This window comes from Psychrobacter sp. ANT206 (assembly GCF_056880555.1).
Genome location: NZ_CP096271.1, coordinates 892,868 through 913,558 on the forward strand (window position 1 = coordinate 892,868; position 20,691 = coordinate 913,558).

Annotated in this window: 18 protein-coding genes; 11 read left to right on the top strand and 7 right to left on the bottom strand. The window is 41.5% G+C overall.

Features of this window, described 5'->3' with window-relative positions:
* Positions 1-138 precede the first annotated feature (138 nt).
* Both M0221_RS03860 and M0221_RS03865 read left to right on the top strand, forming a co-directional pair.
* The gene (locus M0221_RS03860; protein ID WP_483284410.1) at positions 139-1,236 is read left to right on the top strand and encodes a cation diffusion facilitator family transporter; all 1,098 of its coding nucleotides are present in this window, start codon (positions 139-141) and stop codon (positions 1,234-1,236) included.
* A gap of 25 nt (positions 1,237-1,261) precedes the next feature.
* Positions 1,262-1,963, top strand: a complete 702-nt coding sequence (locus M0221_RS03865) for a DUF2059 domain-containing protein (protein ID WP_483284411.1) — start codon at positions 1,262-1,264, stop codon at positions 1,961-1,963.
* 238 nt (positions 1,964-2,201) lie between these two features.
* On the opposite strand, the gene dps is transcribed toward M0221_RS03865, so the two are convergent.
* Positions 2,202-2,699, bottom strand: coding sequence for a DNA starvation/stationary phase protection protein Dps (dps, locus tag M0221_RS03870; protein ID WP_133105181.1), 498 nt, complete (start codon positions 2,697-2,699; stop codon positions 2,202-2,204).
* 329 nt (positions 2,700-3,028) lie between these two features.
* Positions 3,029-3,448 (bottom strand): GFA family protein, encoded by a 420-nt coding sequence (locus M0221_RS03875; RefSeq protein ID WP_483284412.1) that lies wholly within the window; start codon positions 3,446-3,448, stop codon positions 3,029-3,031.
* A gap of 184 nt (positions 3,449-3,632) precedes the next feature.
* Between M0221_RS03875 and uvrB the strand changes: the two genes are divergently transcribed.
* From uvrB to M0221_RS03890, 3 genes are all read left to right on the top strand, one after another.
* Positions 3,633-5,744: an excinuclease ABC subunit UvrB gene (uvrB, locus tag M0221_RS03880; protein WP_020443038.1), complete on the top strand. Its 2,112-nt coding sequence runs from the start codon at positions 3,633-3,635 to the stop codon at positions 5,742-5,744.
* A 229-nt stretch (positions 5,745-5,973) separates the two neighbouring features.
* The gene (locus tag M0221_RS03885; RefSeq protein ID WP_483284413.1) at positions 5,974-7,026 is read left to right on the top strand and encodes a pyridoxal phosphate-dependent aminotransferase; all 1,053 of its coding nucleotides are present in this window, start codon (positions 5,974-5,976) and stop codon (positions 7,024-7,026) included.
* Positions 7,027-7,247: 221 nt separating this feature from the next.
* On the top strand, positions 7,248-7,619 hold the full coding sequence (locus M0221_RS03890) for a hypothetical protein (RefSeq protein WP_041753004.1): 372 nt from the start codon (positions 7,248-7,250) through the stop codon (positions 7,617-7,619).
* Positions 7,620-7,759: 140 nt separating this feature from the next.
* Here M0221_RS03890 and M0221_RS03895 read toward each other — a convergent pair whose 3' ends face one another.
* On the bottom strand, positions 7,760-7,951 hold the full coding sequence (locus tag M0221_RS03895) for a hypothetical protein (RefSeq protein ID WP_483284414.1): 192 nt from the start codon (positions 7,949-7,951) through the stop codon (positions 7,760-7,762).
* A gap of 133 nt (positions 7,952-8,084) precedes the next feature.
* Positions 8,085-8,471, bottom strand: coding sequence for a hypothetical protein (locus M0221_RS03900; protein ID WP_011513090.1), 387 nt, complete (start codon positions 8,469-8,471; stop codon positions 8,085-8,087).
* Between the two features lie 781 nt (positions 8,472-9,252).
* Between M0221_RS03900 and M0221_RS03905 the strand changes: the two genes are divergently transcribed.
* From M0221_RS03905 to M0221_RS03915, 3 genes are read left to right on the top strand one after another with little or no spacing between them, the layout of a single operon-like run.
* Positions 9,253-10,284 (top strand): TAXI family TRAP transporter solute-binding subunit, encoded by a 1,032-nt coding sequence (locus tag M0221_RS03905; protein WP_201551512.1) that lies wholly within the window; start codon positions 9,253-9,255, stop codon positions 10,282-10,284.
* Positions 10,262-10,819: a DUF1850 domain-containing protein gene (locus M0221_RS03910; RefSeq protein WP_483284415.1), complete on the top strand. Its 558-nt coding sequence runs from the start codon at positions 10,262-10,264 to the stop codon at positions 10,817-10,819. Before M0221_RS03905 ends, M0221_RS03910 begins: the two co-directional genes overlap by 23 nt.
* Positions 10,791-12,869 (top strand): TRAP transporter permease, encoded by a 2,079-nt coding sequence (locus tag M0221_RS03915; protein ID WP_483284416.1) that lies wholly within the window; start codon positions 10,791-10,793, stop codon positions 12,867-12,869. Before M0221_RS03910 ends, M0221_RS03915 begins: the two co-directional genes overlap by 29 nt.
* Before the next feature lie 134 nt (positions 12,870-13,003).
* Here the strand turns inward: M0221_RS03915 and lipA are convergent, their stop codons facing one another.
* Positions 13,004-14,047, bottom strand: a complete 1,044-nt coding sequence (gene lipA / locus M0221_RS03920) for a lipoyl synthase (RefSeq protein WP_011513094.1) — start codon at positions 14,045-14,047, stop codon at positions 13,004-13,006.
* 162 nt (positions 14,048-14,209) lie between these two features.
* Positions 14,210-14,629 carry a carboxymuconolactone decarboxylase family protein gene (locus M0221_RS03925; RefSeq protein WP_483284748.1) on the bottom strand — a complete coding sequence of 140 codons (420 nt, stop codon included), beginning with the start codon at positions 14,627-14,629 and terminating at the stop codon, positions 14,210-14,212.
* 550 nt (positions 14,630-15,179) lie between these two features.
* On the opposite strand from M0221_RS03925, the gene acnB reads away from it, so the two are divergent.
* Both acnB and M0221_RS03935 read left to right on the top strand, forming a co-directional pair.
* Positions 15,180-17,783, top strand: a complete 2,604-nt coding sequence (gene acnB / locus M0221_RS03930) for a bifunctional aconitate hydratase 2/2-methylisocitrate dehydratase (protein WP_149410045.1) — start codon at positions 15,180-15,182, stop codon at positions 17,781-17,783.
* A 224-nt stretch (positions 17,784-18,007) separates the two neighbouring features.
* Positions 18,008-18,451 (top strand): PACE efflux transporter, encoded by a 444-nt coding sequence (locus M0221_RS03935; protein WP_227500756.1) that lies wholly within the window; start codon positions 18,008-18,010, stop codon positions 18,449-18,451.
* A gap of 115 nt (positions 18,452-18,566) precedes the next feature.
* Here the strand turns inward: M0221_RS03935 and M0221_RS03940 are convergent, their stop codons facing one another.
* On the bottom strand, positions 18,567-19,364 hold the full coding sequence (locus tag M0221_RS03940; protein WP_483284417.1) for an enoyl-CoA hydratase/isomerase family protein: 798 nt from the start codon (positions 19,362-19,364) through the stop codon (positions 18,567-18,569).
* A gap of 440 nt (positions 19,365-19,804) precedes the next feature.
* Between M0221_RS03940 and M0221_RS03945 the strand changes: the two genes are divergently transcribed.
* Entirely contained in the window at positions 19,805-20,617 is an 813-nt protein-coding gene (locus M0221_RS03945; protein ID WP_020443047.1) for an alpha/beta fold hydrolase, read from the top strand.
* The last annotated feature ends 74 nt before the right edge of the window (positions 20,618-20,691 follow it).

The following is a 20,691-nucleotide window of genomic DNA, read 5'->3' on the forward strand; positions in this document are numbered from 1 at the left end:
CTCTCACCAAAAAATTACTGATAAGAACAGATTTTTTGACTACAGTAAATGGAATCTAAAGTAACTAATAGATCAGCTAGTGTTTATATATAACTAGTCTGGTTTTATACCTTAAACCATCCATTTATTGAGACTCAGATGAGTTTAAAACCGCCAGAATCCAACCCAAAAGATGAGCCAATGTCGCGCGCTGATACGCACGGCATTGGTCGCTCTCGCGCTCGAAATCCTTTTAATGCTTCAGATAGCACCAATTCTGACCACTCTAAATCTGTGCCAAGCCATGATGACAAAAAATCGAGCTCATTAATAACGGTTTTGATTGCAGTTGGTGCCAATCTTATTATTGCAATTGCTAAAACAGTAGCAGCGTTTATGACGGGTTCCGCTTCCATGATAGCGGAATCAGCGCATTCTTGGGCAGACGCGGGCAATGGCACCTTATTGATCGTTGCAGAGAAAAAGTCGGTCAAACCTGCTGACAAAAGCCATCCACTCGGCTACGGTAAAGAGTCGTATGTATGGTCAATGATTGCCGCGTTTGGCGTCTTTATGGCAGGTTCAGTAGTGTCTATTTATACTGGCATTACCGAGTGGAATGCAGCTGAAACTGAAACCAACTATACCATCGGTTTTATTATCTTGGCAGTCGCCTTTGTGCTTGAAGGATTTTCTTTAACACAAGCGTATTTGCAAAGTAAAAAACATGGCGAAGCGATTAATGTCAGTGCCATCGGCTATGTGATGGACACCTCTAATCCCACCTTGCGCGGTGTGTTCTTTGAAGATTTGGCGGCAGTAGTAGGTTTGGTTGTGGCAGCAGCTGCTATGGCAATGCACGCCTATACTGGCGAACCATTTTGGGATGCGCTTGGGTCTATCATTGTCGGTATATTGCTGGCCGTAGTGGCAGTCTTTTTAATCAGTCGTAATCGTGATTTTTTGGTTGGCTATAGAGTCTCAGAAAAAATGCACGATTATATTTTATCAGAGCTTATCAAGCATCCAGATATTGATAGTGTTTCTTACTTGCATTTGGAGTGGGTAGGTCCCAAAAAAATATTTATGGTCGCGGCGGTCGATATTGCTGGAAATCAACATGAACATGAGATTGCGCACAAATTTGAAAGTATAGAAAATCAGTTTCGCAGTCAGTCATTGTTTCAAGAAGCTATCTTAACTTTATCTGTCCCTAACGCTGAAATCTTACGCTTACCTGATAATGAACATTTATAATCTATAATAAGAATGAGAACATAATATGAAAAGTCCTTTAAAACCGTTAACAAAACATCCTAATCGCCATACACAGATAGTATCACCGTTGCTGGCATTAGTAGTGGTGACTTTGATGTCAGCTACTGCTGTACAAGCCAATGCAGAATTAATCGTACACAGTGATGCCAATCGAATTCAACAATCAAAAACGGTCAAATCAGCACCCTATAACGTCCGTAAGATTGATGATGCACAGAGTGTCAACCGCCCGTTACCTACTGACATCTCTATTATTAAACTGATGCAAGTCATGCATATTGATGACCAAATCCAATCTATCGTGGATGGAAAGCAAGCGGCTATCAATGCAATTAACACGCAAACTCAGAATCAACAGGCGACTGATGAACCATTGAATAAACGTCAACGTGAGCTACAAAAACAGATCCAAAGTGTGTTAGGGCAATATGCCAAAATTATGACCAATGGGATGGGCAATACGGCAGATATTCAAACCTTAACGCAAGCTTATATCAGTGCAGCAAAAACTTACTATACGCAAGCGGAAGTGGATGCCCAAATCAAATTTTACGACACTGCTGTCGGTCAAAATATCTTAGCAAAACAACCACAAATTACTGCCGCTTTTTTAAAGCAATCTTTACCGCAAGATACCTCAGAGACTGAAAACCAATTGAGTGAGCTGTTACCGCAGATGAAGCAAATTGTGAAAGGTATTTTTTAAAGTGTGTGTTAGAAATATAGCTAAAGTTCCTGAAAGATCTATGCTAGTGCTGGTATAAATGTTTTGCTGCCTCTGTCTGCGTATGCACAGCAAGCAAGAAAAATTAATACCAGTAATATATGATTCATCGGTATTGATGTTTAATGATTCTAGTCAAAATCGTCAAACATAAAAAAGATCACCATTGAGGTGACCTTTTTCTATTTAGCAAATAAGTTAATCTTATGTTGAAACGTGCTTATTTTTTAGACGTATCTTTTTTCGGGGCGTTTGCACCGATAAACCAAGCATCTTTATCAACAGTACGACTCACTTCAGTCAATAAGTCAGCGGTATCTTCATCACCAGCATCGCCAGCGGCATCAATCCCTTCACGCAAAGACGCAGCAATGGTCTTATAGCGATTGGTCAGCTCACGAACATGCTGGTCAACGTCAGTGATATCAGTCGGGTAAGTCTCTAAGATAGAGTCCTCAACGACACGCTTAGAGATACCATTGGCTTTGCCGCCAAGGATAACAATGCGCTCAGCGACTGTATCATAAGCTTCTGTTAGGCGTCCATAAGTGTCATCCAATAACTGATGTACACCAATGAAACCAGTACCTTGAAGATTCCAATGACATTGCTTGCTATCCATACTCAAATCAATCAGGTTTGCTAAATTCGCGTTCAACAGATCGATCATTTTTTTTGCAGTTGCGTCATCTATTCCACTTGCGTAACGTTCTCTCATATTCTGCTCCATTATTCTATTTTAATAAATTTAGGTTTCTAATTATCAACAGCTCTTTAAATTTTTTATTTATTAAGGTGTTGCTGACTGCTTATAAATTCATTATCGATAATAACAGCTTAAATAATAGATGGAACCCCAACATTTAGGCTTTATACAAGGGTCGTGTAATGAGTTTGTTAATCATGAAAACCTTTGTAAATTTAACCGATAAAATAGACGCTTTGATAACAATCCGTGCACACGCCAGCATATTCAATCGTATTAAAATTTGATTTAATTGACGTTAAGTTAAGAATAGTCATACGCATTTTAAGCCTTATAAATATTTAGTCCTTTGGTCTAATGCCTTTCTCTGCGAATTTATCAAACAGCTGTTGCTGAGTTAAGTTGACTGTGTCATTAGCAAATTCATAATAATCAGGTTTTCTATCAATGAAAATCTGGCTCTCAAAAGTAAGGTTTGGATTCTCTTGAAACAGTCCTAGTGACAGAACATAAGTCTTAGAGCTAAGCTGATGATAATAGAGATTGGTGCCGCATTTATGGCAAAACGCGCGCTCCGCCCATGCTGAAGAGGGGTAAATAGTCATTGACTCCTCACCTTTAATATCCGGTTTTGAGTGGCTATGTATCGCCATTAGTGGTCCGCTGCCCCAACGACGACACATCGTACAATGGCACGCTTCAAAGGTATTGATATCTTCTAATTCTATGGTGACGTTACCGCACAGACAGTGACCTTTCATAACTCGTTCCTTGATTAATGGTCATTGAACTATACCTGAGTTTCTATGCTTTTTATTGAGTGTTTGTGCATCCATTTGTGGGCGTTTTGCGCAATAAATGACCTTTAAAAATAAAGGTTTAACCCCATATTGTTATAAACCTAACCTCTTATAACTTTTTATAAATATCAGGAAAATAACCATTATGCGAATGCCTGAACCGCGCTCGTCGCGTCAGCTAAACCAATTGGCCACTCAGCTGCAAGGCGAAGCTGAAATTAGTGGTGTCAACGCGTCTGGTACGCAAATATCAAGTCGCGCCTTTGAGATGGTCACCGAGTTTGAGCCAGCAGGCGATCAGCCGCAAGCGATAAAGAAACTGGTTAATGGTATTAATGCTGGCATGGATGAGCAGCTATTACTGGGTGTGACGGGTTCTGGTAAGACCTATACCATGGCAAAGGTCATCTCTGAGACGCAACGTCCAACTATTATCATGGCGCATAATAAGACGCTTGCCGCCCAATTATATGGTGAGTTTAAGTCGTTTTTCCCCAATAACGCGGTTGAATACTTCGTTAGTTATTATGACTATTATCAGCCAGAAGCCTATGTCGCTGCCAGTGATACTTTCATTGAAAAAGACAGCGCGATTAATGATCATATTGATCAAATGCGTCTGTCAGCGACGCGTGCACTACTTGAGCGTCGTGATGCAATTATCGTCGCCTCAGTATCCTGTATCTATGGTCTAGGTGATCCAGAAAGTTATCTAAAAATGCTGCTACACGTAGTCGTTGGTGACAAAATCGATCGCACTGCTACCATTAAACGTCTTGTTGAAATGCAGTATACGCGTAACGAACTAGACTTTGGGCGTGGTACTTATCGTCTTCGCGGTGAGCTATTAGATATTTATCCTGCTGAGTCTGAGCAGCTAGCGGTGCGTGTGCACTTGTTTGATAATGAAGTGGAAAAAATCACGTGGTTTGATCCTTTAACAGGGAAGACCGTGCGTACAGTGCCGCGTATTACTATTTATCCAAAATCACATTACGTGACGCCGCGCAATAAATTGGAGGCTGCTAGTCATACCATCCGCGCTGAGCTTGAGCCACGGCTAGAGTATTTCCGTGAAAATAACAAGCTGATTGAGGCACAGCGTCTTAAAGAGCGTACCCAGTATGATCTTGAGATGATTCAACAGCTCGGCTACTGTAACGGTATCGAAAACTACTCGCAGCATCTCTCTGGTCGTCCATCAGGGGAAGCACCACCGACTTTGTTTGATTACATTCCAGAGGATGCGTTATTATTTCTTGATGAGTCGCACGTGACAGTGTCGCAGATTGGTGCAATGTATAAAGGTGATAGATCACGTAAAGAAAATTTGGTCAATTATGGCTTTCGTCTGCCAAGCGCGATGAACAACCGGCCCATGAAGTTTGAAGAGTGGGAGCGTATCAAGCCTAAGACTATTTATGTAAGTGCCACGCCTGCATTGTATGAGCTTGAGCACAGCGAGCAAGTCGTTGAGCAAGTCGTGCGTCCAACGGGTTTGATTGACCCTGAGATTGAGATTCGTCCGGTATTGACGCAAGTCGATGATGTGCTGTCTGAGATTACCAAGCGCCGAGAAAAAGACGAGCGCGTGTTAATCACTACCTTGACCAAGCGTATGTCAGAAGATTTGACAAGCTATCTCAAAGAGTATGATGTCAAAGTCGCTTACCTACACTCGGATATCGATACCCTTGAGCGTATGCAGATTATCCATGAGCTGCGTACGGGCGTGCATGATGTGCTGGTCGGTATTAACTTGCTACGTGAAGGGCTTGATATGCCTGAGGTGTCATTGGTTGCGATATTTGATGCGGACAAAGAGGGCTTTTTGCGCTCTGAACGTGCTCTGATTCAGACCATTGGTCGAGCGGCGCGTCATATTAATGGTAAAGCCATTCTCTATGCCGACCGTATTACCAACAGTATGCAAAAAGCGATTGATGAGACCGATCGTCGCCGCGAAAAACAAGTCGCATTTAACCTTGAACATAACATTACGCCAACAGGCGCACGCCGTAGTATCACGGATAAAATTGACACAGGTGATGACCATGATGCCAACGATAATCAGATGATTCCAATTAAGAGCAATCTGCCTGATGTTGATATTAGTATCTTACGTAGTCCTGATTTATTGGCTAAAGAAATCAACCGTCTTGAAAAGCTCATGAAGCAGATGTCACGTGACTTGAAGTTTGAAGATGCAGCAAAAACGCGTGATAAGGTACTAGAGCTAAAAGCGCATTTACTGTAAAGAGTAAAGCTACTGAGTTTAAAATAGTAATAAAAAGGTGAGTTGCCAACGGCGCAGCTCACCTTTTTTATGGTCTTCTTATAACCAAAATAACCTCGCTTTTGCCCGAGGTTATTAATAACTAATAATTGGTAATGACAAAACTTGTGTTTATACCAAATGCCAATTAATATGATATCAATGAGCAATATGAACTTATAACAACGGACGTTGAGGCACATAATCCATCATGCAAAATAATAAATGCTTAGAATTAAATGCGAATGAAAACTCACTAGGCATGTCAGCTTCTGCCAAACAAGCCATTACAGACTCTTTAGGTGCAGGCTTCCGTTATCCAGATAATCCACGTGCGGCACTCATTAGCAAAATTGCTACCATCCATGGCGTGGCAGAAAACCAAATCTCATTAGGCAATGGCTCGACTGAAAATATTCGAGCTACCTTACAAATGCTGCAATATAAAGCTCTAAAAGAGGGCAGGCAGTTTCAAATGGTGATCCCTGTTCCCACTTTTGATTGTGCAGAGATGTATGCAAATGCCATTGGCGTGCCTGTAGTCAAGATACCGTTAACCGCTGAAAACTATGATTATGATTTTGACGAACTACAAAAAGCAGCTGACGATTTTGATGGCATCAGCCTACTTTATATTTGTAATCCAAACAATCCAACTGGAATCATTACATCAACTTCAAGGCTTAAAGCTTGGGTAAGTAAGGCGCCAGACAACCATTACTTTTTATTAGATCAAGCGTACTTGGAGTACGTGTCAGACCCAAGTTTTGAGAGTGGGATTGAATGGGTAAAACAAGGGTTATCAGACAAGCTTATTGTCATTCATACTTTTTCAAAGTTATGTGCTTTAGCTGGTATGCGAGTGGGCTATGCGATTTCTAACCCGCAAGCTATTGAGACTGTCGAGGCGTTTATGTCTATGGATAACACCAACTTGTCAGGTGCGGTTGCTGCTATTGCGACGTTAAATGATGCAGAGTTTTTAGCGCTAAGTTTGCGCAATACCAATCAATCGCGTCAGATGATTGAAACGGTATTGGACGAGCTTGGACTGCGCTACTTACCCTCACAGACCAACTTTATTTTTCATGAAATAAAAGGTGATTTAAAAACATATATCGACAGAATGCGAGACCATGGCATCAAGGTTGGTCGCGAGTTCCCACCTGTTACAGGCTTCAACCGCTTGACACTTGGTACGCCCGATGAGATGGCAGCATTTATCAAAGTATTAAAGTTATTTCGTGAAAAGGACTGGGTATGAGTGAGATAAATCATATGTCTTAACCAACCTCAAACGCAGTTTTACATATCCCACCTTAAAAAACATCACTTTATCTTATAAGATTGGTCAGTTAAGCACACCCTTTTAGGGTACTAGCTTTCAAGTTGCTAGATAAATTTAAGTCGCTGGATAAACGTTGAGGGATAGCTAAAGTTAGGTGTGCTAACGTAAATTATAATTATAAGGTTAAAGATATATTCATGTTTGATATCAAATCATTTTTTAAACGAGAAGTAGAAAAAAAACTCATCAATTTAGACGATTATATTTTTATGCCTGAGCGTGTAGAGATGGCGCTAGAAGGCGGATTATTAAATTGTGTACTCAATAGTGATGGTCGAGTGGATGTTTTTTATACCAAGGATGGCGTGACAGAAGTAAGTTCCGCATCACGTAAGCATCCGTTTACTGCGTTTGAGACCGAGCTATATCATGGGGTTTATGATGATATTATTCATGATTTGACTAAAGAGGTGAGTAAGATACTTGAGCGTCGGTCAAAATATTTTCGCCAGAACAAGACATTGCATCCTACAGCGTCTCTAATGTCTCAGCCACATTACAACAAGTAAGCTATAAGGTGATTTGAACTATTGTAGGTTTAGAAAAAATAAAAGCAATTGGTAAGAAAAAGGGTGCGTTATATTTAAATGACGCGCCCTTTTTCTTACTTCATTTTTTAGTGTCAACTTGAAACAGTTACTATTGATGCTTACTTTTTCGTAGCAACAGCTTTATCTTTGGCAGATAACACAGATGATTTAGTAATAGGAATAGATTGTGCGCCTTCAACTAAATGATTGGTCTTGGTTTGTGTGACCAAGCCTTTGGCAAAACGAGTACTGTCGTCACGTATTTTTAAAGTATGGGTAAAATACCATTCACACTGAAAAAGCGTGTTCATTGATATCAACAGGGCGTTCTGCGGTTGATGATGGATCGCGATCTATTGTTGATAATCTATACGAATAGGCTGGGTTAAGCAATCGCCAACCCAGCCTAATTATTTATAATGACTGATATTATTAATAAACTATTTATTTAACGATACTGGAATAACAGCTCTGCAATGATTTTGCAACGACTCTAGCCACTAATTGCACACGATATTGTGGGTCTATGGCTGCATTACCCAATTCAACGATGCTGACTTGTTGCGGTGCTTGCTCACTAACGCAACCACAAACTCTGCCTTTTACCGCTTCTTCTTGCGCTTCAGTCATAGCGACACTGGCAATACGCCACGCGTTTTGCTGTTCGATCTGACTGCGACATTGATTGTCGATAGCTGCTTTAAAAACGCTCATACCGATCTCGTTTGCAGTACCCATTGCTGTTCCTGCATTGGTATTGCCGCCCGTTGAGGCACAGCCCGCTAGTGCAAATGTTGCTAGTAATGCTGTTGATGCGAATAATTTTTTCATCAAATTTCCTTTCAGATTGATCAGTATTATGAGGGGATATACTTAAAGTTTTATATCATGCTGAGCAGATGTACTAAAACCTATAAACTGCTTTTTGCTACCTATATAGTTGATCCACTTATAAAAGAGTACAACATTACTGGGGTTAATTATTTGCAGCCTCTGTCTGCGCAGGCACAGCAAGCAAGAAAAATTAACCGCAGTAGTGCTTTATAATATTTGTACTTCTTTTATCAAGGACTGACTATGCCTTGCAATATTTGCATGATATACATCAGCACAAATAAAAAGTCATCTTACTAGAACTCAATATTGATGACAAAGGAAATATAAACGTGCTATCAGAATATCTATTAACAATTGTTTTTTATACCAAGTTATGTCGTAGAAAAAATGATGATAAATATTATAGGAGTAGTTCATCTTTATGGACTTAAAGGTTTACAAGGCGGTTAAAGTTTGTTTAAATAACTTACAATATGAAACTTAGTATCGCTTAGCGAAACAAGAAAGCAATATTTAGTGAATAATAGCGCTTAACTTTCAATAAATCTCGATTTGTAGTCAGGATAAGGGTTAGTGAGAAAAACAATATAGCAATATAAAGTCTCTCATGTTTTAATTAGATAGACTATTTTTTTATGGCGTGCTCATGACAACAGAGTGAGTAAAAAGCCATTCAAAGTAGCACGTTGCTAGTGTGACGGATATGGATAGTACCATCATATCTGAGTCATACTTTTATAAGTCCATTTGCTTTATTTTATCAAGGAAGAAAATAATGAAGTCCATTTATAAACTGCCTTTACTTGCGGCAATGATTGCAGCCAGCATGACAATGGTTGCCTGTTCAGACAAAGCGGCTACTGATAGCGCAGCTACTGACGGTGCTACTGCTGATACCACCACAGATACCGCTGCCACAGCAAATGACAAGCTTGAAACCAAATTTGTCACCATTGCTACAGGAGGCGCCTCCGGTCCTTACAATATTATTGGGACGTCTTTAGCAGAGATTTATGCCAAGACTTTTGGCGTTAATGCTAAGACCCAAACGACAGGGGCGTCAGTAGAAAACGTCAATTTATTGACCCAAGGTAAAGTAGATATGGTGCTGGCACTTAGTGATGTCGTCACTGATGCAGTCGAAGGTAAAAATGACTTTAAGGCACCTATCGCCAATATTCAGCAAATTGCTGTTCTGTATCCGAACGTCATTCAGCTGGTTGCTTCAGAGAAATCTGGCATCAAAAACATTGAAGATTTAAAAGGTAAGCGTATCGCGGTTGGTGATCAAGGCTCTGGTACTGAAGTCAATGCTCGTACCTTGTTAGAAGGTTTTGGTATTACCTATGATGATGTCAAGGTAGATTATCTAGGTTTTGCAGATGCTGCAGATGCGATGAAAGCTGGCAAAATTGAAGCGGCATTTTTTAGTAGTGGCTTACCAAACTCTTCGCTTTTAGAGCTAGAGCAGGGCATTAAGTTGCAGTTGGTGACCATCAATCAAGATAAGCTTAAGAAAATTATTGAGACCAAGCCTTACTTTAAAACTTTTGAGATTCCTGCCGGTACCTATGGTAATGCTGCTGCTATTCCAACCACAGCCGTCATGAATGCTTTATTGGTACGTTCTGATATCTCTGAAGAAGATGGCTATAAGCTGACCAAAGCATTGTTTGAAAACTTGGATGGTCTAAAGAATGCTCATCAAGCGGCGAGCGATATCAGTTTAGAGACGGCTCAAGTCGGTATGGTTGCTCCTATTCATCCTGGTGCCAAAAAATACTATGATGAGAAAGCAGCTAAATAAACAAGTATGGTGGTTTGCTGGCGTAGCAGCTATTGCTGCGCTGGTTTTATTTATACTATGGGCGATTTTCAGCCGCCAAACAGTCATCGAAGTACGAGTAGCGGACGTTGCTGGTAACAATAATAATAGTGCCAGCCTAGTCTGCTATTTTGTTGAGCCCAATTTTCAATTACGCTGGATTCATTCAGTAGAAAAGCAGTGGTGGGAGGAGCAGTATCTTCGTGAAGAAGAGGGCTTACTATTAACCAATACCTACTTTCAAGCGTTTGGTGCTGGCACGCCGTCTACTGAAAATGTCGCTCCTATACAAAAAGAGGGCTATGTCGGGTATCAAATCAACCAAAGGTTTCCCCATCTTAACTGGGTTGTCTCAAGACTGACAAAAGGTGAGATTGATTATGCCGGTCAGCGCATCCTTATTCATCAACTGGTACCAGATTATTCAGAAGTAACTATCATGCCCAAAGCATATAGTCCAATCGATAGATTCAATAAGGATTTTTGTCATGAACTCCCAAGTGATGGATCACAGTAGCGATAAGCCTCATGTCAGTGATGATGCTAAGTTGGCAAATCAGCCAAATGCGCCTGAAGATACTGAGAATTACGATGACGTTGATCCTAGTGTCACACAGGCAATATTAGAAAAATACGATCGAGAATCTATTACGCGTCATATCACCCAAGGTCCAGTGAAGTATATTATCGCTGCGATCTGTATTTTCTACTCCATTTTTCATTTATACATTACCTTTAATCCAATGCCATCGTTACTACAGCGCTCTGTGCATGTGGGCGTTGGCTTCGCTTTGATTTTTTTGATTTTCCCTGCCAGTAAAAAAAGCAGCCGTAAGAAAGTGGCATGGTATGACTGGATTTGGTTTATCTTTTCCTTATCTGGGATGACGTATCTCATTTATGAGTATCAAGATATTGTCACCAGTCGCGGCGGTATGGCAAATTCGGTCGATGTGATCTTTTCTATTATTACGGTTATCTGCGTCCTTGAAGGCAGTCGGCGTATTACTGGCTGGATCTTGCCTATATTAGCCTCTATATTTTTGCTATATCCCTTTATCAGTCATTTGGACTTTATGCCGGATAGGTTGCTGACCAGACCTTATGATTTGGGCGATATTTTTGGTCAATTATTCTTAAAGACCGAAGGTTTATATTCGGTTGCAATCGGCGCATCAGTAACTTTTATCTTCTTATTCATTCTATTTGGGGCATTTTTAGCGCGTTCTGGAATGGGTCAGCTGTTTAATGATTTGGCATTGGCGCTAGCAGGCGATAAAAAAGGTGGACCTGCTAAAGTTGCTGTCATATCAAGCGGCTTTATGGGCAGTATCAATGGTTCAGCCTTATCAAACGTGGTCAGTACGGGCGCGTTTACCATCCCATTGATGAAAAAGGTTGGTTATCATAAAGACTTTGCAGGAGCCGTAGAGGCAAGTGCGTCGGTCGGTGGTCAAATATTGCCACCTATTATGGGTGCCAGTGCTTTTATTATGGCGGAGACGACAGGTCTACCGTATAGCACTATTGCTTTGGCTGCGTTATTACCTGCTATTCTCTATTATCTAGGCGTTATCGCACAGGTACATTTTCGTGCCGGTCGCCGAGACTTAAAAGGCATGGCAAAAGAGACTTTGCCGCAGGTAAAAGAGGTATTAAAAGCACGCGGTCATATGTTATTGCCGATTGTATTCTTGATTTATTTATTAATACAAAATGTTCCTGTAGGTTACGCTGCTGCCTATACCATTGGATTTACTGTTGTCATCAGTATGCTACGCAAAGAAACCCGCATGGGCTTTAAAGATATTTTAGGCGCTCTAGAAGATGGCGCACGCCAGTCATTAGCAGTGATGGCAGCTTGTGCGGTTGTAGGTATCATCATTGGGGTCGTTAGTTTGACCAGCTTTGGTACAGTAATGACCTCTTCAATTGTTACTTTGGGTGCAGGATCTTTATTGCTTACTTTGATTTTGACCATGCTAGCGTCTATGGTCTTGGGTATGGGATTGCCTTCTATCCCTGCTTATATCATTACCGCAACCATGGCAGCGCCTGCTTTAGCAGGATTTGATATTCCTATTTTATCGGCGCACATGTTTGTTTTCTATTTTGGTGTGTTTGCAAATATTACCCCGCCCGTCTGTCTGGCAGCTTTTGCTGGTGCTGGTATCTCTGGCGGTGATCCGATGAAAACAGGGTATTTATCATTAAAGTTAGCGTTAGCAGGTTTTATCGTCCCCTTTATGTTTATTTATAATCCCGCGATGTTGATGATTGACCCAACAGATCTTGCTGTCACGGCTAAAGAATTTCCATTGCCGCCGGTCATCGATATTATTATTGCTGTTGTGACATCGGTCATTGGTGTGATTGGACTCAGCGCCGCGTTAGAGGGTTATTTTAAAAGTGATATGAATCTCGCTACGCGCTTAATATTAGCATTAGGCGCATTGCTGCTGATTTATCCTGGACTGATCACAGGTGCAATAGGTGGCGTAATAGTACTAGGTATTGCGGCATTCAATATAAAAGGTAGTAAGGCGCCAACCGCTTTAAGTGTTTAACATTGAAGCACTGCTACTTTAAGTGAGACAGAAAAGTTGGAAGCATAAAAAAGGTCGAATAGCAGATATCTGCTATTCGACCTTTTTATATTTTAAGACCCGTCACGTTATGTTGATATAGTGACGACTCTCACTTAACAGCCAAGTTTACCTTCTGCTGCTAATGCTTTTTTGCTACGGATAGGTGCTGGGCAATCTTCACCATAGTACTGACGATCAGCAAAATAGCTTGAGCGCACCATAGGACCTGCCCAAATATTAAAGAAGCCAATCTTTTTGCCATAGTCCATATAACGCTGGAACTCATCTGGATGCACATAGCGATCGACTGGGGCATGGTCTTTACTAGGTTGTAAATACTGACCAACGGTAATCATATCGACGTTATGCGCCTTTAGATCATCAAGCAGCTTATAGATTTCTTCTTCAGTTTCACCAAGTCCCACCATAAAGCCGCATTTGGTCGCAATATCAGGGCGACGTTCTTTATAAATCTTTAGCAAGTCTAATGAATGCTGATAATCTGAACCTGGACGGAAAGCTTTATATAAACGAGGCACGGTTTCGATATTGTGGTTAAAAACATCAGGCGCCGTTTCAGTCAATAAGTCCAATGCGATATCCATACGACCACGGAAATCTGGTACTAAAATCTCGATCAAGCAATTTGGGCTTAGCGCACGCGATTCATTCAATACTTCAACGAAATGCATCGCGCCGCCATCTTTCAAATCATCACGGTCAACCGAGGTAATGACGGCATATTTAAGACCTAAACCTTGGATGGTCTCGGCAGTATGACGCGGCTCATCTTTATCAAGCTCATTTGGACGACCATGTCCGACATCACAGAACGGGCATCGACGTGTACAGATATCACCCATAATCATAAAGGTGGCAGTACCATCGGCAAAGCACTGTGGCAGATTCGGGCAGGCAGCTTCTTCACAAACGGTATAGAGTTTCTGTTCACGCAAAGTAGACTTGATACGTGCGACTTCCGCAGGTGAAGACAGTTTTACCCGAATCCAATCTGGCTTTTTCTTAGCCTCGACGGTCGGGATAATTTTAATTGGGATACGAGCAACTTTATCGTAGCCACGGAGTTTTTCGCCTTGGATGGCTTTTTTGGGTTTTGCGCGGGCAGCAGGCGTGTGCGTTTGTACGGCGTTTGTCATAATCGAATGTTCTCTTAACCCTTGATAGAACAAGGGTTTATGGAATTATTAGAATGCTTTATGAATAGAGCTATTATAGCAGATATTTGGTCAAGGTTTTTTAGGCAATCGTATGAAATTCAGTTTATCAAGGCTACTATAAATAAGAGATTTAGCATAGTTTCATTTATTGATATCAATGTTCATGTCATTTAGTACTTCTATGGCAGCGCGAAACGCTTCCTTAGTGGCAGGTGCGCCGCAATAAGGCAGGCTGTGCATCAAGACTTCTCGAATCTCAGCGACAGTGGCGCCATTATTGATGGCACCTCGGATATGTCCCTTTAGCTCGTTTGGGCTTTTTTGTGCAATCAAAAAACCAATCGTGATAAGCGAGCGATATTTGCGCGGTAGTACCGAGTTATCTTGCCATGTACTGCCCCAAGCGTGCTCAATAATCCAATCTTGTAATGGCTGAGTAAATGGCGTTGCTGAGTCAAGCGAGCGTTTGACATGCTCTGCGCCCATCACCTCGGTACGAACTTTTAGACCGTTTTCATAATTGACGTTTTGACTGGTGCCTTGATTGGCATTGTGACTCATACTGTGAGTAGTATTGTGATCTTCATTTTCTTTATTAGCCATTGTCATCCTTGATTTTATGATTAAATCCTTTGCATTTAATCGGTATGTTCTTATCAAATATTATAACAGTCGAGTAGGTTTTATTTAACCGTTAATCGAGATATAGTTGATTCCATTTAGCAATAACAACGTATAACAATAACGAGATACTAAGACAGTAGCGTTATATCTTTTTAGGTGAATAGATAGTCGTAACCGCAATTTACTACTAATATATCGTGAATGTTAAAAAACAAAATAGGTCCTCAGTATGAAAAATTTAGAATTTATGATATAGGTACTATTAGTCATATAGTCATATTATTTATGGCACTATTTATATAATAAATGTTCAATATGCCCCTTTTATGACCGCTTTATGAGCCTTTTAAAGGCTGAGCCATTAACATTTAGGGCGTTTTAAGCTATGATTGCACGGATAATTATTCCATCTAGTATATAGACGCAGGTGGTCATGCTGACTACCCACGTAATGTGCTAATACTCCCAACTGACGAGGACGACTATTGTGTTAGAAGCTTATCGTAAACATGTCGAAGAACGTGCTGAGCTAGGAACGGTTCCGCTACCACTGAACGAAAAACAAGTAGCAGAGTTGGTTGAACTACTAAAGAATCCACCAGCGGGCGAAGATGCGTTCTTGATGGACTTGCTCGAAAATCGTATTCCTGCCGGTGTTGACCAAGCTGCTTACGTTAAAGCGGCATTTTTGGCAGCGATCCTTAAGGGTGAAGCAACCTCTTCACTAGTAAGTAAGAAAAAAGCGGTTCAAATCTTGGGTACGATGCAAGGTGGTTACAACGTTCAACCGCTAGTTGCTGCTCTTGATGATGCGGAAGTCGCGCAAGAAGCTGCTGATGCGTTGAAAAAAACCTTGCTAGTATTTGACGCGTTCAATGATGTGACCGAAAAAGCAGAAGCGGGCAATACTATTGCTAAAGAAGTCGTTCAATCTTGGGCTGACGCTGAGTGGTTCTTGAGCCGTGATGCTGTACCAGCAAAGACGACTTACACGACATTTAAAATCACTGGCGAAACCAATACCGATGATTTGTCTCCTGCGCAAGATGCGTGGAGCCGCCCTGATATCCCATTACATTCATTAGCGATGCATAAAAACTCTCGCGACGGCATTACTGCTGACGAAGAGGGCGTTATCGGTCCGATGAAACAGATCGAAGCGTTAAAAGAAAAAGGTCATCCATTAGCCTATGTTGGCGACGTGGTAGGTACCGGTTCTAGTCGTAAATCTGCGACCAACTCAGTACTGTGGTTGATGGGTGATGATATCCCTAACGTGCCAAACAAACGTGGCGGTGGTTTAGTCCTAGGTAACAATATCGCACCTATCTTCTTCAATACTATGGAAGATTCTGGCGCATTACCAATCGAAAAAGTAGCGGTTGATAACCTAAACATGGGCGATGTCTTTGACATCTATCCGTATGATGGCAAAATCACTAAGCATGACTCTGATGAAGTACTGTCAACCTTTAAGCTAAACTCGCCAACTTTGCTTGATGAAGTTCGTGCGGGTGGTCGTATTCCGTTAATCGTTGGTCGTGGTCTGACCAATCGCGCTCGTGAATATATGGGTCTCGGTCATTCAGACGTATTTGCTAAGCCAGAAGAGCCAGTTGATACCGGCAAAGGCTTTACACTAGCGCAAAAAATGGTTGGTAAAGCTTGTGGCCTGCCAGGCGTTCGTCCTGGTATGTACTGTGAACCAAAAATCACTACGGTTGGTAGTCAAGATACCACTGGTCCGATGACTCGTGATGAGTTAAAAGACTTAGCCTGCCTAGGTTTCCAAGCAGATTTGGTGATGCAGTCATTCTGTCATACGGCTGCTTATCCAAAGCCAGTTGACATCGAAACTCAGCATACTCTACCTGACTTTATTATGAACCGTGGCGGCGTGAGCTTACGTCCAGGTGATGGTATTATTCACTCGTGGTTGAACCGTATGCTACTTCCGGATACCGTTGGTACTGGTGGTGACTCGCATACGCGTTTCCCAATCGGTATCTCATTCCCAGCGGGTTCTGGTCTAGTAGCGTTTGCTGCTGCGACTGGTGTTATGCCACTTGATATGCCTGAATCTGTCCGTGTCCGTTTCATCGGTGAGCGTCAAGCCGGTATCACCTTACGTGACTTGGTCCATGCAATCCCATACCAAGCGATTAAAGAAGGTCTGTTAACCGTTGATAAGAAAGGTAAAATCAACGAGTTTAACGGTCGTATTCTTGAAATCGAAGGTTTAGAAGATTTAACCGCTGAACAAGCGTTTGAATTGTCTGATGCTTCAGCTGAGCGTAGTGCTGCTGGTTGTACGATTACTCTATCTGAGAAGTCAGTTGCCGAGTATCTAACGTCGAACATCACATTATTAAAATGGATGATCTCAGAAGGTTACGGCGATGCACGTACGATTAGCCGTCGTATCGAAGGTATGCAAGAGTGGTTGGCGAATCCAAGCCTGATGCGTGCTGATGAAGATGCAGAATATACTATCGATATGGTTATCGATATGTCTGAAATCAAAGAGCCGATTCTTTGCTGCCCGAACGATCCAGATGATGCAAAAACATTGGCTGATGTCGCTGGTGACACCATTGATGAAGTATTCATTGGTTCATGCATGACTAACATTGGTCACTTCCGCGCTGCTGGTAAGTTGCTAAAAGATGTCCCAGCAGGTTCTTTGCAAACTCGTCTATGGATTGCGCCACCAACCAAAATGGATGCGCGTCAATTGATGGAAGAAGGTTACTATAATATCTATGCACAAGCCGGTGCTCGTACTGAGATGCCAGGTTGTTCATTATGTATGGGTAACCAAGCACGTATTGCACCGAATTCTACTGCCGTTTCGACTTCTACCCGTAACTTCCCGAACCGTTTAGGTCAAGGTGCTAACGTATATCTAGCATCAGCTGAATTGGCTTCTGTTGCTGCGGTACTTGGTAAATTACCAACCAACGAAGAGTATCAGCAGTACGCTGGCATGCTTGATAGTATGGGAGAAGAGGTGTATCAATACATGAACTTCGACCGTATGGAAGACTATACTGAAGAAGCTGATAAGATCAACGTTGCTCAGTTGAGCTAATTTTGGTCAAATCTTAAATGTTTTGAAGTATTCAAAAACCCCGTATCGTCATGATGCGGGGTTTTTTACTGTGAGCAATGGCTGGTTTCTCTTATTATCTTATGTATAATATGGGAGCAGGCGGAAACCGTGGCTCTGTATGTTATCTCTCCTTTTCTATCTCGGGACGGACCGATACTTTGATAGGCACTTTTTGTTTGCAATCAAGTGCTTTGGAGTTTTGGTTGATTACTTTATCCCCACTCAAACGTCGCATCGTCTATGTGACTGTCTTTGAAATCATTGCTATCATTTCATCTACCTTGGTTCTTATGTTGTTAAGCAACAGCAGCGCCGCAGAATCTCTACCAGTTGCCGTGATGGTCTCATTGGCAGCGGTGATTTGGAACTTTATTTACAATACGGCGTTTGAAAACTGGGAACGTCGTAAACAGGTGACGCAGCGCACGTTATTGGTACGTAGTGCCCATGCGATAGGTTTTGAAGGCGGCTTGGTTTTGATTTGCCTGCCGGTGTATATGATTTGGTATAATGTTGGTTTTATCAAAGCCTTTATGATGGAAGCCGTGCTACTGCTGTTTTTCTTGGTTTATACTTTTTTCTTTACCTTGGGTTTTGACAAAATATTTACCTTACCACATCACTATAAAAGTGCTTCTGCTTCTTGATAAATAAAGAGGTTAATGGAAATGGTTTTGTCCATTAATTATATAATTTATTCAAAAAAGGCTGCACCTTGGCAGCCTTTTTAATGATATTGCAAAGAACAATGTCATCAGCGTACTATTTACCTTGATAAACTGGCTTACGCTTTTCCATAAATGCGGTAATACCTTCTTTAAAATCATCGGTTTTAGCAAGCATCGTTTGTTGTTCTACTTCCATATCCAATGCTTCATTAAGACCCATATAGGCATGGGTATTAATCATGTGCTTCATCGATGCCAATGCTTTGCCGGGGAGATTGCTCAGACGCGTTGCCAATGCCAGCACCCTAGCATCCAGCTCGTCGCTAGTAACCACATCATTAACCAAGTTTAAGCGTGCCATATCTTCCGCTTTGAGCTTATCACCAAGCATGACCATCTCAGTCGTTTTTGCAACGCCAATCAATTGATTCAATAAGTAAATACCACCAGCATCTGGAATCAGACCAATATTGACAAAAGCTTGTACAAATTTGGCATTTTCAGCGGCAATACGAAAGTCACAAGTCAGCGCTAAGTTCATGCCAGCACCAGCAACTGCACCTTCTAATTTGGCGATAATAGGCTTATGAATATTACGTAGCTTTAAGCTAATCTCAGCGACTTCACCAACCATAAAGTTTAGCTTATCCGATAATGCCTCGCTTTCCATACCGTTTTCTAACATCTCACCGATATGCCCGCCACTTGAGAAGTTATTGCCGGCGCCCTGCAAAACGATCACTCGTACTTGCTCATCTTCATCGGCTTTGGTCAAAGATGCCATCATGGCATCTTTGAGTACCGTGCTAAAGGCGTTCAAGGTTTTAGGATCGTTCATTGTGATGGTAGCGATATGGTTTTCGGCTTGGTATTCGACGAGAGCTTGTGACATTTTGGATATCCTTAAGATGATTTTCTAGATAATGGTTGCAATAAAATACTGGTATAGTCATGCCTGAATAAAAGAAATATACATGTTATAAAGAACTACTGAGGTTAATTTTTCTTGCTTGCTGTGCCTGCGCAGACAGAGGCTGCGAATAATTAACCTCAGTAGTGTTGTACTCTTTTAAAATTGGAACAACTATATTGGCAGTAAGTAAAACAAATAGGGCAATACTAATTACTATAGCAGTTTGAGCTTATTATAAAAGCGAGATTTGTGCGCGCTTAAGGCACGTTTTGAATAACATTTTTTGCTGCTATCACTATTGCCAAAGGTATAAAACCTATCATTCAAAAATAAGGCTACTATCTGTAAGAGGGTTGAATTATGCTAGAAGACAGATTTCAAAAGGTTTTATTTTTTATCACACTAACAAGGAAGTGGTTATGCCAATGATTCATGTCAATGATATCGATATTTATTATGAAGACAGCGCACCAAACGATAAGCAAAAGCCCATCATGGTATTCGCCCATGGTTTGCTATGGAATACGCGTATGTTTGACAAGCAAGTCGAGTATTTTAAAGCGGGTTATCGCTGTATTGCGTTTGATTTTCGGGGACAAGGTCAGTCTGAAATTACCAAATCTGGCTATGATATGGAAACCTTAACTGAAGATACGCTGGCGTTGTTAGATGCGCTAGATATTCAGCAGTGTCATTTTTTAGGACTATCAATGGGTGGATTTGTCGCCCAACGTATTGCGTTAAAGCGTCCTGAATTATTGCTATCACTGACGCTGCTTGAAACCTCTGCTGATCCTGAAGATCCTAAAAACGTGCCACAGTACCGCAAGCTGATTAAAGCCATTCGTTGGTTGGGCATGAAGCGTGTCAGCCAAAAAGTAATGCCCATTATGTTTGGTAGCAGTTTTTTAGCAGATAAATCGCGTAAAGCTGACCGTAGAGAGTGGTTGTCTATGTTGCAAAGCAATCGTAAGGGCGGGGTCATCAAGGCAACTACTGGCGTGATTGAGCGCTCTGCAACGTATGATCAGCTCAGTGATATCAAGATGCCGACGCTTATCATCGTTGGCGATGAAGATGTGGCAACACCGTATGCAAAAGCTGAGCGCATGCACTTTGCGATAGCAGGCTCTAAGCTGGTGGTGATTAAAGGTGCGGGGCATACGGCAACGGTTGAAGAGCCGGAGCAAGTTAATAAAGCCATTAATAAGTTTTTGGCAAACTTTATATAGTGTTCATTGCGGATCTATATACCTGATATGACAGCGTTTATTATCGCAAAAAATGTAGCAAAAAAGTCGTTATC